General features: G+C 65.6%; 11 protein-coding genes. 1 reads left to right on the top strand and 10 read right to left on the bottom strand.

The genetic code is table 11. The features are described from left to right. Window positions 1-42: 42 nt before the first annotated feature. Entirely contained in the window at window positions 43-1,080 is a 1,038-nt protein-coding gene (locus tag AC1RWI_RS18745; RefSeq protein WP_419188888.1) for a Bug family tripartite tricarboxylate transporter substrate binding protein, read from the bottom strand. Between the two features lie 293 nt (window positions 1,081-1,373). Here AC1RWI_RS18745 and AC1RWI_RS18740 point away from each other — a divergent pair, with 293 nt between their 5' ends. After that, complete coding sequence (locus AC1RWI_RS18740; RefSeq protein ID WP_492867984.1) at window positions 1,374-1,910, top strand: GNAT family N-acetyltransferase; 537 nt, start codon at window positions 1,374-1,376, stop codon at window positions 1,908-1,910. Between the two features lie 93 nt (window positions 1,911-2,003). Here the strand turns inward: AC1RWI_RS18740 and AC1RWI_RS18735 are convergent, their stop codons facing one another. The 9 genes from AC1RWI_RS18735 to AC1RWI_RS18695 form a co-directional block, all read right to left on the bottom strand. Beyond that, window positions 2,004-3,467 (bottom strand): glutamate synthase subunit beta, encoded by a 1,464-nt coding sequence (locus tag AC1RWI_RS18735; RefSeq protein WP_492867982.1) that lies wholly within the window; start codon window positions 3,465-3,467, stop codon window positions 2,004-2,006. Between the two features lie 133 nt (window positions 3,468-3,600). After that, window positions 3,601-8,382 (bottom strand): glutamate synthase-related protein, encoded by a 4,782-nt coding sequence (locus AC1RWI_RS18730; RefSeq protein WP_043350268.1) that lies wholly within the window; start codon window positions 8,380-8,382, stop codon window positions 3,601-3,603. A gap of 378 nt (window positions 8,383-8,760) precedes the next feature. Next, window positions 8,761-9,483 carry a transposase gene (locus AC1RWI_RS18725; RefSeq protein ID WP_492867980.1) on the bottom strand — a complete coding sequence of 241 codons (723 nt, stop codon included), beginning with the start codon at window positions 9,481-9,483 and terminating at the stop codon, window positions 8,761-8,763. A 122-nt stretch (window positions 9,484-9,605) separates the two neighbouring features. Further along, complete coding sequence (locus tag AC1RWI_RS18720) at window positions 9,606-10,742, bottom strand: deoxyguanosinetriphosphate triphosphohydrolase (RefSeq protein WP_492867977.1); 1,137 nt, start codon at window positions 10,740-10,742, stop codon at window positions 9,606-9,608. A 74-nt stretch (window positions 10,743-10,816) separates the two neighbouring features. Next, window positions 10,817-11,923, bottom strand: coding sequence for a 3-dehydroquinate synthase (gene aroB / locus AC1RWI_RS18715; protein ID WP_492867975.1), 1,107 nt, complete (start codon window positions 11,921-11,923; stop codon window positions 10,817-10,819). Beyond that, complete coding sequence (locus tag AC1RWI_RS18710; RefSeq protein ID WP_043350282.1) at window positions 11,910-12,524, bottom strand: shikimate kinase; 615 nt, start codon at window positions 12,522-12,524, stop codon at window positions 11,910-11,912. Before AC1RWI_RS18710 ends, aroB begins: the two co-directional genes overlap by 14 nt. Before the next feature lie 247 nt (window positions 12,525-12,771). Then, complete coding sequence (locus AC1RWI_RS18705; RefSeq protein ID WP_043350285.1) at window positions 12,772-14,946, bottom strand: type IV pilus secretin PilQ; 2,175 nt, start codon at window positions 14,944-14,946, stop codon at window positions 12,772-12,774. Next, window positions 14,943-15,473 (bottom strand): pilus assembly protein PilP, encoded by a 531-nt coding sequence (locus AC1RWI_RS18700; protein ID WP_236702062.1) that lies wholly within the window; start codon window positions 15,471-15,473, stop codon window positions 14,943-14,945. Before AC1RWI_RS18700 ends, AC1RWI_RS18705 begins: the two co-directional genes overlap by 4 nt. Next, window positions 15,473-16,153 carry a type IV pilus inner membrane component PilO gene (locus tag AC1RWI_RS18695; protein WP_043350292.1) on the bottom strand — a complete coding sequence of 227 codons (681 nt, stop codon included), beginning with the start codon at window positions 16,151-16,153 and terminating at the stop codon, window positions 15,473-15,475. Before AC1RWI_RS18695 ends, AC1RWI_RS18700 begins: the two co-directional genes overlap by 1 nt. Window position 16,154 lies beyond the last annotated feature (1 nt).

The raw sequence follows: 16,154 nt of genomic DNA, 5'->3' as shown, positions 1-16,154 counted from the left end.
TTGCCTTGCAGGCTTCGGTGATCTCTGCCGAAAAAGCAAAGCTCAAGGTTCAGTAGGCCCGCCAGTTTGCCGCAAGATCACCTGCCACTGGATCGACTCCGACCGGATCGCCGTCGCAAAGGCTTCCGGCGAATCGCGCAACGGCGTCAGGCCTGCAGCCAGCAGGCGATCCCGCACCTCGCGCTCGCCCATGATGCCGTCCAGCTCGCTGGCGATCCGCGCCACGATGGCATGCGGTGTCTTGGCCGGGGCAATGACGCCGTACCAGGCCGCCGCGCCGTAGCCATCCACCCCCGACTCCTGCAGCGTGGGCACCGTGGGCGCCAGTTGCGAGCGCGCCACACCAGTCACGCCAAGCAGGCGCAAGTTGCCGCTCTTGACCTGGGCCTGCACGGAAGCAAACGCGCAGAAGCAAGCACTGACGCGCCCTGCCAGCATCTCCTGCACCACCGCCGCCTCGCCCTTGGCCGTAACCAGCGGCACCCCGTTCGGCACACCATGCACGGCGTATTGGGCATAGAGATGCGAGGGGCTGCCGGCCTGGCCGGAACCGTAGCTGTAGGATCCCGGACTGGCATTGACCGCGGCGAGCCATTGCTGCGGCGTGCGCATCGGCAGGCGCGCGTCGATCACCAGGAACAGCGGCATGGTCGCGACCCGCGCCACCGGCGTGAAGTCGCGCACTACGTCATAAGGCACCGGCTCCAGGCCAGGCTGGATCAGCATGGTGGCCTGGTGGAACAGCAGGGTATGCCCGTCGGAACTGGCCTTGGCCACCACGTCTCCCGCCGTGGTGCCGCCCGCACCGGGCCGGTTGTCGACGTCGACCGGCACGCCGAGGCGTTCCGCCAGGCGCTCGGCCAGCAGGCGCGCCACGGCATCCGGCACGCCACCGGCCGGGAAAGGCACAATCAGGCGAATGGGACGGACGGGAAACGATATCGGGCGCGCAGGCGCCGCCGCCTGGGTAACCGGCACAGAGGCGGGTCGGGCCAGACCGGGCCGGCTCGCGGCAAGCAGCAGGGCAGCGAGGAACAGCAGAAGCCAGACATGCGAAAACAGCTGCGGACAAGCCGGCATGGCAGCGGGGTGAAGCAACGTCGCCTTACCTCGCCAAAGCCGCGAAACAATGCGCACTTCGGACATCAATTCCTCCGGGCCACTGGCATCGCCGTGGCGTCTTGATCGGCTGAAAAGGGATTAGCGAGGCAGTCTTTGTTTTCTTTGTTCTAATTGTCAGGTCATTCTACGAAGAATGCCCAAAACCGCACAGACCACGTTAACCATAGCCGGGACAACCCTGTAAGCATGGCTGGGCGCGGATCTCCGGGCATCCGCGCGCCTGTGCTTCGACGCCACTATAATCGCCCGTCATGCGTGAATACACTCCTCGGCCCATGCTGGCCACCGACCTGCCCGCCGTGCTGGAAATCCAGGCCCAGTGCTATCGCGGCATGCTGCTCGAGTCCGCCGCAGCCCTCGGCAGCCGCCTGGCGCTGTCGCCCGCCACTTGCTGGGTGGCCGCCGGCCGGAATGGTGAGCTGGCAGCCTATCTGTTTACCCACATGTGGCCCCAGAACAGCCTGCCAGCACTCGACGGGGTGCTGGAGCGGCATTGGGAACGCGCTGGTGAGCCGGCCGGCATACTGACCTGGTTCGTGCACGATATGGCGGTAGCGCCCGCCGGCCAGGGCCGGGGCCTGGCGCCAACGCTCTACGCCGCGGCCCGCACGACCGCGCTCGCTGCCGGATTGCGCTCGTCGCGGCTGGTCGCCGTGCAATCGGCTGCGGCATGGTGGCGCAGACTCGGGTACGAGAATTTGACGCCTCCAAGCGCTGCCGCGTCCGCCAAACTGGCGGCTTACGGCAACGATGCCGTGCTGATGGGCCGTACGCTGCAGCCAGGCTGAGCGCGCCGCTATAAAAAAACCCGCCCGGCTTGCGCGGGGCGGGTCTTGCGGCGCGAGTCACGCGTCACCGCATCAGCAAAGCCATTACGCGAATCAGCGCGGCAGCTCGGAATGCCCCATCAGGAAGGCATCGACCGAACGCGCGGCCTGGCGGCCTTCGCGGATCGCCCACACCACCAGCGACTGGCCGCGGCGCACGTCGCCAGCGGCGAACACCTTGGGCACGTTGGTGTGATACGCACGATCGCCTTCGGTGCTGGCGCGGGCGTTCTTGCGCGCGTCGGTATCCACGCCGAAAGCGCTGAGCAGCGAGCCCACCGGGTTGGTGAAGCCCATGGCCAGCAGCACGAGATCCGCCTTGAGGATGAACTCGCTGTCCGGCACTTCCTGCATCTTGCCATCCTTCCATTCGACGCGGCAGGCCTTGAGCGCGGTGATCTTGCCGTTCTCGCCAATGAACTCCTTGGTGGCGACCGACCAGTCGCGGTTGCAGCCTTCGTCGTGCGAGGACGAGGTGCGCAGCTTGATCGGCCAGTACGGCCACACCAGCGCCTTGTTCTCTTCTTCCGGCGGCTGCGGCAGCAGCTCGAACTGGATGATCGATTCCGCGCCATGGCGGTTCGACGTACCTACGCAGTCGGAGCCGGTATCGCCGCCACCGATCACGATCACGTGCTTGCCATCGGCGCGCAGCGCGTTGGGCTCGTCGCCGGCCACTTCCTTGTTCTGCGGGATCAGGAATTCCAGCGCGTAATGGATGCCGTCGAGCTCGCGCCCCGGGACCGGCAGGTCGCGCGGCACTTCCGAGCCACCCGCCAGCACCACGGCGTCGAACTGGTCTTGCAGGGCCTGTGCCGAGATGGTTTCACGCGCATAGCTCTTGATGCCGGCCGGCAGTTCGCCGTCGGTCACCATCACGCCGGCACGGAAGGTCACGCCTTCGGCCTGCATCTGTTCCATGCGGCGGTCGATCAGCCACTTCTCAAGCTTGAAGTCGGGGATGCCATAGCGCAGCAGGCCACCGATGCGGTCGTTCTTCTCGAACACGGTCACGTCATGGCCGGCGCGCGCCAATTGCTGGGCGACGGCCATGCCGGCGGGGCCGGAGCCAACCACGGCAACGGTCTTGCCGGTCTTGTGCTTGGGCGGCCGCGGGGCAACCCAGCCTTCTTCCCAGGCCTTGTCGATGATGGCGTGCTCGATCGACTTGATGCCGACCGGTGCTTCATTGATGCCGAGGGTGCAGGCAGCTTCGCACGGTGCCGGGCAGATGCGGCCCGTGAACTCGGGGAAGTTGTTGGTCTGGTGCAGCACCTCGATCGCCGACTTCCAGTCCTGGCGATACACCAGGTCGTTGAAGTCGGGGATGATGTTGTTGACCGGGCAGCCGTTGTTGCAGAACGGGATGCCGCAGTCCATGCAGCGCGCGCCCTGGATCTTCGCTTCGCTGTCGGACAGCGCGAATACGAATTCCTTGTAGTGCTTCACGCGCTTGGTTACGGGCTCGTAACCTTCGTTCTGGCGCGGAAATTCGAGAAAGCCAGTCGCCTTACCCATGTTGCGTCCTTGGTCATGCTGAGCGGCACCGGCGCATGCGCCGGCCCCGCTGTGAGGTCAGTATCTTGTGAGGCCGGCGCGAATCCGCGACAGCGCTCATGCTTGGTCGGGCTCTCTGCCCTGCCCTCGGGGCTCAGGCGGCGATGGCTTCCCGGTCGCTGTCTTTCGCTTCCTGTTCCTTGGCATACATCTCGCCCAGTGCGCGCTTGTACTCGGTCGGGAAGACCTTGACGAACTTGCGGCGTGCCGTGGTCCAGTCGGCCAGCAATGCCTTGGCGCGCTCTGAGCCCGTGAAGCGGAAATGCTGCTCGATCAAGCCCTTGAGGATGACTTCGTCAAGCTCGCGCTGGCCGCCCATCTTGTGCCAGGAAGCGGGCGACTGGCCCTTCTCCTGGTCTGCCGCGGCCAGCACCGTTTCCAGTGCCACCATCGAGGTGTTGCAGCGCTTGTCGAACAGGCCGTCCTCGTCATAGACATAGGCCATGCCGCCCGACATGCCGGCCGCGAAGTTGCGCCCAGTGCCGCCCAGCACCACCACGGTGCCGCCGGTCATGTACTCGCAGCCATGGTCGCCCGTGCCTTCCACCACCGCGGCCGCGCCGGAGTTGCGCACCGCGAAGCGCTCGCCCGCCACGCCGTTGAAGAACGCCTCGCCAGCGATCGCGCCATACAGCACGGTGTTGCCCACGATGATGTTGCGTGTCGGGTCGCCGCGGAACTCATGCGGGGCGCGCACGATCACGCGGCCGCCGGACAAGCCCTTGCCCACGTAGTCGTTGCCGTCGCCCACCAGGTCCAGCGTGACGCCGTGCGCCAGGAATGCGCCGAAGGACTGCCCGGCGGTGCCCTGCAACTGGATGTGGATGGTGTCGTCAGGCAGGCCTTCATGGCCGTACTGCTTGGCCACCACGCCCGAGAGCATCGCGCCGACGGTACGGTTGACGTTCTTAACCGGCTGGATGAACGACACGCGCTCACCCTTGTCGATGGCCAGGCGAGCCTTGGCGATCAGCACGTGGTCCAGTGCCTTGCCGGCTTCCAGCGACAGGCCGTGGTCCTGCACGTCGGTATGGAAGCGCGGCAGCTCGGCGGGGAACGGTGCCTGGTAGAACACGCGGGTGAAATCAAGGCCGCGCGCCTTCCAGTGCTCGATGCCGGGCTTGGTGTCGAGCAGGTCGGCGCGGCCGATCAGCTCGTCGAACGTGCGGATGCCCAGTTGCGCCATGATCTCGCGGGCTTCTTCGGCGATGAAGAAGAAGAAGTTCACCACGTGCTCGGGCTTGCCCTGGAATTTCGCGCGCAGCGCCGGATCCTGCGTAGCCACGCCCACCGGGCAGGTGTTCAGGTGGCACTTGCGCATCATGATGCAGCCTTCGGCCACCAGCGGCGCGGTAGCGAAGCCGAACTCGTCGGCTCCCAGCAGCGCGCCGATGACGACGTCGCGGCCGGTCTTCATCTGGCCGTCGGCCTGCACGCGGATACGGTTGCGCAGGCCGTTGAGCATCAGCGTCTGCTGCGTCTCGGCCAGGCCCAGCTCCCACGGCGTGCCGGCGTGCTTGATCGACGACAGCGGCGAAGCGCCGGTGCCGCCGTCATGGCCGGCGATCACCACGTGATCGGCCTTGGCCTTGGCCACGCCCGCTGCCACGGTGCCCACGCCCACTTCGGACACGAGCTTGACCGAGATATCGGAGGCCGGGTTGACGTTCTTCAGGTCGTGGATCAGTTGCGCCAGATCTTCGATCGAGTAGATGTCATGGTGCGGGGGCGGCGAAATCAGGCCCACGCCCGGCACCGAGTAACGCAGCTTGCCGATGTAGTCCGAGACCTTGTGGCCGGGCAGCTGGCCACCTTCGCCGGGCTTGGCGCCCTGTGCCATCTTGATCTGGATCTGGTCGGCGGACGCCAGGTATTCGGCGGTCACGCCGAAACGGCCCGAGGCCACCTGCTTGATCTTCGAGCGCAGCGAGTCGCCAGCCTGCAGTTCCTGGTCGCGCACCACGGCTTCGGTGCCCAGCAGGCCCTGCAGCGTGTCGCCTTGCTTGATGGGGATGCCGCGCAGCTCGTTGCGGTAGCGGTTCGCGTCCTCGCCGCCTTCACCGGTGTTGGACTTGCCGCCGATGCGGTTCATCGCGACGGCCAGCGTGGCGTGGGCTTCGGTGGAAATCGAGCCCAGCGACATGGCGCCGGTGGCAAAGCGCTTGACGATCTCCTTGGCCGGTTCCACTTCTTCCAGCGCAATGGCGCGGGTCGGATCGACCTTGAACTCGAACAGGCCGCGCAGCGTCATGTGGCGGCGGCTCTGGTCGTTGATGATGTTGGCGTATTCCTTGTACGTCTGGTACGCGCCCTTGCCGTCGTCGGCGCGCACAGCATGCTGCAGCTTGGCCACCGAGTCCGGGGTCCACATATGCGCTTCGCCGCGAACGCGGTAGGCGTACTCGCCGCCGGTCTCCAGCATGGTGTCCAGCACCGGGTTGTCGCCGAAGGCGTCCTGGTGCAGGCGCAGCGCTTCCTCGGCCACCTCGAAGATGCCGATGCCTTCGACATTCGTCGCGGTGCCGTGGAAGTACTTCTGCACCAGCTCGCGCGACAGGCCGATGGCTTCGAAGATCTGCGCACCGGTGTACGACATGTAGGTGGAGATGCCCATCTTGGACATCACCTTCTGCAGGCCCTTGCCGATCGCCTTGACGAAGTTCTTGACCGCCTTCTCGGGCGACAGGTCGCCGGACAGGCCTTGTGCCATGTCGGCCAGCGTTTCCATCGCCAGGTACGGGTGCACGGCTTCGGCGCCGTAGCCGGCCAGCAGCGCGAAGTGATGCACCTCGCGCGCCGTGCCGGTTTCCACCACCAGGCCGGCCGAGGTACGCAGGCCCTTGTCCACCAGGTGGTGGTGGATGGCGGACGTTGCCAGCAGCGCGGGGATGGCCACGTGCTGCGCATCGACGCGGCGGTCCGACACGATCAGGATGTTGTAGCCCGAGCGCACGGCATCCACGGCTTCCGCGCACAGCGAGGCTAGGCGGGCTTCGATGCCTTCCTTGCCCCATGCCTGCGGGTAGCAGATGTTCAGTTCATACGAACGGAACTTGCCGCCGGTGTAGTGCTCGATGTTGCGGATCTTGGCGATGTCCTTGAAGTCCAGCACGGGCTGGGACACTTCGAGACGCATCGGCGGGTTGATGTTGTTCAACTCGAGCAGGTTGGGCTTGGGTCCGATGAAGGACACCAGCGACATCACCATGTTCTCGCGGATCGGGTCGATCGGCGGGTTGGTGACCTGGGCGAACAGCTGCTTGAAGTAGTGGTACAGCGTCTTGTTCTTGGACGACAGCACGGCCAGCGGGCTGTCATTGCCCATCGAGCCGGTGGCTTCCTCGCCTGCCAGCGCCATCGGCGCCATCAGGAACTTGACGTCTTCCTGCGTGTAGCCGAAGGCTTGCTGGCGATCCAGCAGGCGTGCGTCCGGCTTCTTCTCGGCAGCCACGTCCTCGGGCTTGGCATCCAGCTCGTCGAGCTTGATGCGCACGGCGTCGATCCAGCTCTTGTAGGGCTTGGCGTTGGCCAGGTTGTCCTTGAGTTCCTTGTCGTCGATGATGCGGCCTTGCTCCATGTCGATCAGGAACATCTTGCCCGGCTGGAGGCGCCATTTCTGCACGATGCGCGACTCGGGGAACGGCAGCACGCCGGCTTCCGAAGCCAGCACCACGATGTCGTCCTCGGTCACGTAGAAGCGTGCCGGGCGCAGGCCGTTACGGTCCAGCGTGGCACCGATCTGGCGGCCATCGGTGAAGCAGATCGCGGCGGGGCCGTCCCAGGGCTCCATCATGGCGGCATGGTACTCGTAGAAGGCGCGGCGGTTGTCGTCCATCATGGTGTGCTGCTCCCAGGCTTCCGGGATCATCATCATCATGGCGTGGACGAGCGGGTAGCCGGCCATCGTCAGCAGTTCAAGGCAGTTGTCGAACGATGCCGTGTCCGACTGGCCGGGATAGATCAGCGGCCACAGCTTGGGCAGGTCGTCGCCCAGCACCGGCGACGAGATCGCGCCGGTCCGCGCGTTGACCCAGTTCACATTGCCCTTGACCGTGTTGATTTCGCCGTTGTGGGCGACCATGCGGTACGGGTGGGCCAGTTCCCAGGCCGGGAAGGTGTTGGTGGAGAAGCGCTGGTGCACCAGGGCCAGGGCCGAGACGGCGCGCGGGTCCTGCAGGTCCAGGTAGTACTCGCCGACTTGCGTTGCCAGCAGCAGGCCCTTGTACACGACCGTGCGCGCCGACATCGACGGCACGAAGTACTCCTTGCCGTGCTTGAGCTTGAGCGCCTGGATGGCATGGCTGGCGGTCTTGCGGATCACGTAGAGCTTACGTTCCAGCGCGTCCGTGGTCATGATGTCGCGGCCGCGACCGATGAAGATCTGGCGGATCACCGGCTCGGTGGTGCGCACCGTCGGCGACATCGGCATGGCGGCGTCGACCGGCACATCGCGCCAGCCCAGCACGACCTGGCCTTCCAGGCGCACGGTGCGCTCGAGCTCTTGCTCGCAGGCCAGGCGGGAGGCGTGCTCCTTCGGCAGGAAGATCATGCCCACGCCGTACTCGCCGGACGGCGGCAGGGTCACACCCTGCTTGGCCATGTCTTCTCGGTAGAACTGGTCCGGGATCTGGATCAGGATACCGGCACCGTCGCCCATCAGCGCATCGGCGCCGACCGCGCCACGGTGGTCCAGGTTTTCCAGGATCTTCAAGCCTTGCTGGACGATCTCATGGCTCTTCTTGCCCTTGATATGGGCAACCATGCCGACGCCGCAGGCGTCTTTTTCATTGGCGGGGTCGTACATGCCCTGGGCTTGCGGACGCGAGGCAGGCGCATGCGCAGCGGCGGCAGACTCTGCGGCCTGCGCTTGGGCCATCGTTTGCTTTGATTGGGATTGCGATTGGTCCACGGGCTTGATTCCGGTGAGGGCTGCGAGCCAGCAAGGCAGACCGGAACGGGGACCGCACTCTTCCACCGGGGCCGGTTGGAAACCGGGGACGGGGAACCAGAGAGACAGCGGGGCCGCAGCGGCGTACACAGGCGTGACGCGCCGCACAATGAATGTGGGTGGAGCAACTATAAAAGAATCGTACGCGTCCCGCAAAATTTTTAAATGGGGTCAGATAATATTAAGCCTCGCACCACATCGGGGATGGTCTTTATTTGGGGACAGATAAAAATGGTGCAGCGCGAAGCGTGCATTGCTGATCTCGTAGCTGCCGAGCGCGCCGTACTTCACACGTCCGGCCCAAGGCTAGACCATGTCCGGCTCGGACTCCCTGTCCATTGCGGATCGGCCCGCCGGGCGGCCCTTGGGCAACGGCTGGACGCGCCGCCCGCCCTGGCGCTCGAGTTGCGCAAGGAAGGCCGCGTCACCCAGCGGCCAGCCGCTATGCGCGTGGCTGCGAAGTGTGGCCAGCGTCATCGACGACAGCCCTTCGGCGGTGACGGCACGGTAATTGGATTGGCGCTCGAACGGCGTATTGCCCAGAGCCCAGTACGCAGAGTGATCGCTCACAAAGGGGCTGGCCTCGATGCCGGCATGGTGGCGATAGCTGCTCCAGCGATCCCCGTCGGCCGACATCACCTCGCCGGCACGCACGGCGTTGCCCTCCACGTATTGCATGGCCGGCAGCATCCAGGCGATCGGATCGAACACCGCCGAGCGAAAGCGGCCATCCCACAGCGTGCCGGTACGGTCCGCGACCCGGTTGAAATAGCGCGCGTAGCGCCGCCCTACCGCTTGCATGGTGAGGCTGAGCGAATCGGCATGCCGTGGGGTTGCCACGAGGTGGACATGATTCGGCCGCAAGGCGTAAGCGTGGATCGCCAGGTCGTGCTCCCGCGCGGCCATGCGCAGGCAGTCCAGGTAGTGGAGGTAGTCGTCGGTGCCAAGGAAGACGGGCTGACGATTGTTGCCGCGTTGCAACACCAGTGCCGGCAGCGAAGCCGGGGAGAAACGAGGAAGTCGGGCCATGATGGGCGAAAGGAATCGGCGATAGGTGCTTGCCGGTCGGATGGCATCAAACGGAAGCGATGCCCGATGATAGCGTAGCCGCAGCCTGATCCGTCCCCAATTTTCCCACTGGCCGCGCCGGCCTAACTGCCTTCGTCGACAGCAAAAATGCGGCGGTGCTCCCGGATCGCATAGCGGTCGGTCATGCCGGCGATGTAGTGCGAGATCAGCCGGGACGGGTCACGGCCTTGTCCCGCCTGGTACTGCGGCGGCAGCAGGCGCGGATCCGCCATGAACACATCGAACAGGTCGGTGATGATGCGCTGGGCCTTGGAGGACATACGCATCACCAGGTAATGGCGATAGAGATGGCGGAACAGGAAACGCTTGAGTGCCGCCGCTTCCTCGCGCACCGGCGCGCTGAAGGCCACCAGCGGGCCTGCAGCCCGCACGGCCTCGATATTGCGCGGGTTGGCGGCGGCAATGTTCTGGCTGGTGGTTTCGATCAGGTCGACAATCAGCGTGTTGATCATGCGGCGTACGGTTTCGTTGATCACGCGCCGCCCGTTGATGCCGGGAAACGCCGCCATCGCCTCGGCGCGATGGCGCCCCCACATCGGCACTTCGTCCATCTGCTCGAGCGTGAGCAGCCCCGAGCGCAGGCCGTCGTCGATGTCGTGGTTGTTGTAGGCGATCTCGTCAGCCAGGTTGGCCAGCTGGGCCTCCAGCGAGGGCTGCGTGCCCTCCAGAAAGCGCCGGCCCAGCTCCCCAAGCGCAGAGGCATTGACGCGCGAGCAATGCTTGAGCACGCCCTCACGCGTCTCGAACGTCAGGTTGAGCCCATTGAAGCCGCCATAGCGCTCCTCCAGCTCATCCACCACCAGGAGGCTCTGCAGGTTGTGCTCGAAGCCGCCGTGATTCTTCATGCAGTTGTTCAGCGCGTCCTGGCCAGCATGGCCGAAGGGCGTGTGCCCAAGATCGTGCGCCAGCGAGATGGCTTCGACCAGATCCTCGTTCAAGCGCAGGTTGCGGGCAATGGAGCGGGCGATCTGCGCCACTTCCAGGCTGTGGGTGAGCCGGGTGCGGAACAGGTCACCTTCATGATTGACGAAGACCTGGGTCTTGTACTCGAGCCGCCGGAAGGCCGTGCTGTGGATGACGCGGTCGCGGTCGCGCTGGAATTCTGTGCGCGAGGACGAGACCGGTTCGGCGTGCGCCCGCCCAAGCGTCTGCGCGGAGCGGGCGGCATAGGGAGCGAGATGGCTTTCGAGGTCGGTCATGCGGCAATCCGGTCGGGCGTGCGCCGGGTGGCAGTGCGCCGCCCGGACGGCGTTGCAAGGCACAACCAATCGCGTCAGGCGACCGGCGCCTCGGTAGGCGGCCTGAGCACCGCGTGCTGCAAGGTAGCGCGCAGGTCAGGGTCTGGCACGGTGGTGATGAAGGCTTCGCCCAGCTTCCTGAGCAGAATGAACTTGATGCTGCCGGCTTCTGCCTTCTTGTCCACTTTCATCAGTTCGATGTAGCGGTCGGTGCCGAGTTCCGGCGCGACCACAGGCAGCATGGCGGCGCGGATGAGGTGCACCACGCGCGCGCGCGTTTCGGTGTCGATGAAGCCGAGCCGGTGCGACAGGTCCGCCGCCATCACCATGCCGCAACCCACGGCCTCGCCGTGCAGCCACTCGCCATAGCCCATGCCAGCCTCGATCGCGTGGCCGAAGGTGTGGCCAAAATTAAGCATGGCGCGCAGGCCGCCCTCGCGCTCGTCCTGGGCCACCACGGCAGCCTTGATCTCGCAGGAGCGCTTGACCGCCAGCGCCATGATGTCCGGGTCGCAGGCGTTGAGCGCGCGGATATTGCCCTCGATCCAGCCGAAATAGCCGGCATCGGCCATGGCGCCGTGCTTGATCACCTCGGCCAGGCCCGCCGCGAGCTCGCGCTCCGGCAGCGTGCGCAGGGTGTCGATGTCGGCAATCACCGCATTGGGCTGGTGGAAGGCGCCGATCATGTTCTTGCCGAGCGGGTGATTGATGCCGGTCTTGCCGCCAACCGACGAATCCACCTGCGAGAGCAAGGTCGTGGGCACTTGCACGAACGGCACGCCGCGCATGTAGCAGGCAGCGGCGAACCCGGTCATGTCGCCCACCACGCCGCCGCCCAGCGCGATCAGCGTGGTCTTGCGGTCGGCGCCCGCGCTAAGCAGCGCGTCGAAGATCAGGTTGAGCGTTTCCCACTGCTTGAAGGCTTCGCCGTCGGGCAGGGTCACGGTGCGCACGGTCTTGCCAAGCGCCGCCAGGCTGGCCTGGACGCGGGCGGCGTACAGCGGCCCTACGGTCTCATTGGTGACGATGACGGCATGCTGGCCACGCACATGGGGGCGGAACAACTCAGCCTGGTCAAGCAGGCCGGTGCCGATATGGATGGGGTAGCTGCGCTCCCCGAGGCTGACTTCAAGGGTGATCATTGTGATTCTGGTCCTGCGCCGGGAGGTTGTCCGCGCACTCGCCGTCTGCCCCTTCGGGTTCTTCGGCGGCAACGGTGAAACCGGCCATTTCAAGTTGCATCAACACCATATTAGCAAGCTGCGCTACCGAAGGCTTGCCGGTCTCGATGATGAAATCCGCCACCTCGCGGTAAAGCGGGTCGCGCTCACCATAGAGCGTCTCCAGCCGTCCCTTGGGGTCTTCGGTCTGCAGCAGCGGGCGATTGCGGTCGTGGCGGGTGCGCAGCCACAGGTCGTGCGGGCTGGCGCGCAGGTAGACCACGGTGCCGCGCGCCTTCAGGTGGGCGCGATTCTCCGGGCGCAGCACCGCGCCGCCGCCGGTGGCCAGCACGATGCCGCGGCGCTGGGTCAGCTCGTCGATCGCCTGCGCCTCGCGGTCGCGAAAGCCCGCTTCACCCTCATGCTCGAAGATGATCGGGATACGCACGCCGCAACGCGCCTCGAGTTCGTGATCCGAATCGAAGAACGGGTAATTCAGGCGCCGGGCCACGGTACGGCCGACGGTGGTCTTGCCGGCACCCATCAGGCCAACAAAGAAAAGGTTCGGGCGGGTGACTGTCACTGGCGTGTCGGGCGGAAGCCGGGTCTCTGGCCGGCCCTCGCGGTGGAAAACTGCATCATCTTCTTATGTTGGGACGATCCGGGCAAGTGGCGAGGCGCAATCGGCACAAGGCAACCCACCTCGCGACACGCCTTGCGCGCCGGCCACATGCACCTTCGCCCAACCTCTCTAGCACGCCTGGACAATAAAAAAAGCCGCATCGGAACGATGCGGCCTGTCAGTCTACTGCATCCGGCGGGCGCGGGCGCTATTTCAGCGACACACTGTCGTTGAGCACGCGCGGTGTCAGGAACACCAGCAGCTCGGTCCGGTTGTTGACCTTGGCGTTGTCCTTGAACAGGTTGCCGAGGATCGGGATGTCCCCCAGCAGTGGCACCTTGTTCACATTGGTGGACTCGGTCTGGCTATAGATGCCGCCAATCACCACCGTGCCACCGTTCTCCACCAGCACCTGCGTCTGCACGTGCTTGGTGTCGATGGCGAAGCCCGAGGTGGTCTGAATGCCCACGCTGTCCTTGTTGACGTCGACATCCAGCAGCACATTGCCTTCCGGCGTGATCTGCGGCGTGACTTCCAGCTTCAGGTTGGCCTTGCGGAACTGCACCGAGGTGGCGCCACTGGAGGTGGCGGCCTGGTAGGGCAACTCCGTGCCTTGCTCGATCAGCGCCTTGATATTGTTGGCGGTGACCACGCGCGGGCTGGAGATGATCTTGCCCCGCCCGTCCGCTTCCAGCGCGGACAGCTCGAGCGCCAGGAAACGGCCGGCCGTGTTGCTGAACAGGCTGACCGCGACCGAGCCCGGGTTGACGCCGTTGATCGCCGCCGCCGGCAGGCTCAGCGCCGGGCCGTTGTCCCAGGTTGCGTTCTGCGTCACCGGGCTGACCACATTGGTGTAGGTGTTGCCGTAGCCGGCACCTGCCGTCTTGGAGGCAAAACCCAGCCTGACGCCCAAGTTGCGGCTAAAGGTATCGTTGGCCTCGACGATGCGCGCCTCGATGATGACCTGGCGCACCGGGATGTCGATCTTGCCGAGGAAACTCTGCACCTCTTCGAGCTTGGTCGCGATATCGGACACGAACAGCTGGTTGGTACGGGGATCGGCCGTCAGCGAGCCGCGCTTGGACAGCATGCGGGTGTTACTGGCAGCCACACCGCCTATGCCGACCGCCCCGACTGCGCCCACGCTGCCCAACGCGCCCGCGCCGCCGACGCCGCCTGCACCCGCCGCGGCCAGCCCGAGCAGCATGCGCCGCACGTCTTCGGCACGCTGGTAGTTGAGCTGGAACACCTGGCTGCGGATCGGCTCGAGGTCATTGATCTGCTGCTGCGACTCGAGCTCGAGCTTTTCCTTGGTGGCCAGCTCGGCCTTTGGTGCCACCCACAGCACATTGCCGTTGCGGCGCGAGGCCAGTCCCTTGGCATCGAGCACGATCTGCAGCGCCTGGTCCCAGGGCACATCCTTCAGGCGCAGGGTCAGGTTGCCCTGCACACTTTCGCTGGTGATGATGTTGAGATTGGTGAAATCGGCAAACACCTGCAGTAGCGAGCGGATATCGATGTTCTGGAAGTTCAGCGAGAGCCGCTCGCCGCGAAAGCCTGCCCCGCTGATCAGCTTGGCCGGATCTTCCTTGACCGGGCGCACCTCCACCACGAACTGCGTATCGGTCTGATAGGAGCTGTACTCCCAGTTGCCGCGCGGCTCGATGGTGAGGCGGGTGCTGCCGTTGTTGTCGCTCGCGCGCATGCCCTGCACCGGAGTGCCGAAATCGGTCACGTCAAAGCGCCTGCGCATGCCGTCGGGCAGCGATGTGTTGAGGAAATCGACCACCACGTTCTGGCCCTGCTGCGCGATATTGATGCCGGAGTCGCGCGAGGAAAGATCCACCACGATGCGGCCAGCGCCATCCTGGCCACGGCGGAAATCGATATTGCGCACGGTCGGCCGCATCGCCGGCACTGCTGGCGCCTGCGCCGAGCTGGGGGCGAACGTCGGCACCGCCGCGCGGGCAGTCGGGGCGACATTATCGAGCAGCACCACGAACAGGTTGCCGCGCACCTCGGTGCGGTAGCTGGCCACGCGGGTCAGGTCAAGGATCACACGGGTGCGATCGCCTATCTGGACCACGTTGGCGCTCTTGAGCAACTTGCCGCCGAAGTCATATTGCGCCCGCCCGGCCGCGAAGCCGGTATCGAGAAAGTCGATGGCGAGCTTGGGCGGATTCTGCGTGGTGAAGTCGGCCGGTTTTTGCGCCGGCGGCCCCTGCATCTCGACCGTGAACACGGTCTGCTCGCCCACCGTGGAGGCGTCGACGCGCTTGATGGCATTGCCCGGCGTCGGCTGCGCCAGTGCAGCCGGCGCGGCCAATACCAGCGTCATCATTGCGGCGCCCGCAAGCGCCCGGTACCAGCGACCCATGATCATGCCGACCCCTCCAGCTTCAGGCTGGTCATTTTCTCTTTCCACTCGGCTACCCCTTCCCGGACCAATTCGCGCAACACGATCTCCTGATCGTTGATGCGGACCACCCGGCCGTAATTCTGGCCGAGATACTGCCCCACCTTGACGTGGTGGATCTTGTTATCTACCTGCACGACGCCGTAGGTCTCGCCGCTCTTCTTCATGGCGCCCAGCATCTTGAAGTTCTCCAGCGGGAAATCCTCCAGCGGCTCGCGCCGCCGGCCGGATTCCGGCGACTCGGACAGGACCCGGTTCAGGTCGCCGATCTTGTTCTGGGCAAAGGGCTCGGGCGCGCTGCGGCCCGCGTAATCGCGCGGCACGTAAGGCTTGGGCTCGGGCAGCGGCGCCGGCGGCGGCGCCTTGGCGGCCTGGGCTTGCGCCATCCATTGGCGCAGGCCGTCTTCCTCGCTGCCCCCGCAGGCTGCCAACAGCGCAGCGCCGATCAGCGCGCAAGCGCAGGCACGCAGGCGCGAAGCCTGGATCGCTGGCATCATTTCTTTGCTCCCGCAGCCGTCTTGGCCGCCGCGGCTTCCGCCTTGCGCTGCGCCGCCTGTTCGTCAGGGTCCAGCGCGCGGTAGGCCATGGCCGTGGCTTCCATCGTCAGCCCGCCATCCTTGCCGGTGGTGAACTGCAGCCCCTGCATCGAGACGATGCGCGAGAGCGCAGCAACATCGGCATTGAACTGGGCCACGTCGTGGTAGCGGCCGGTGACCTTCAGGTTGACCGGGATCTCGGCAAAGTACGGCTTGATCACGGCGGCTTGCGGCTTGAACAACTCGAACTGCAGGCCGCGCGCCACGCCAGCGTGATTGACGTCGGCCAGCAGCGCGTCCATCTCGGTCTTATTGGGCAACTGGCGCTCGACCAGCGCCACGCGCTGCTCCACTTCCGCCTTTTGCTTGCGAAGCGCATCCAGGTTGGCCACCTGCGCCACCTTGCTCAGGTAGGACTGCTTCAGGGTGTCCTGCTCGGCATGCCGGCGATCGAGATCCTCGAGCTTGCCGCTCCAGTAGAACTGCCAGCCCAGCAGCAGCACCAGCACCGCAGCCAGCACCGCGAACAGCACGCGCGGGGCGGTCGGCCAGGTTTCCGGCTCATTGAGGTTCAGGCCGCGGAACTGCGCGGTGAGATCGTTCAGCGTGGCGAGCGAGATTTCGCTATTGAGTGCCATG

Source organism: Cupriavidus sp. MPR-AND1C (genome assembly GCF_058809705.1).
Note: the sequence above shows the minus strand (reverse complement) of the source record. Positions and strands in the feature narration are given on the sequence as shown.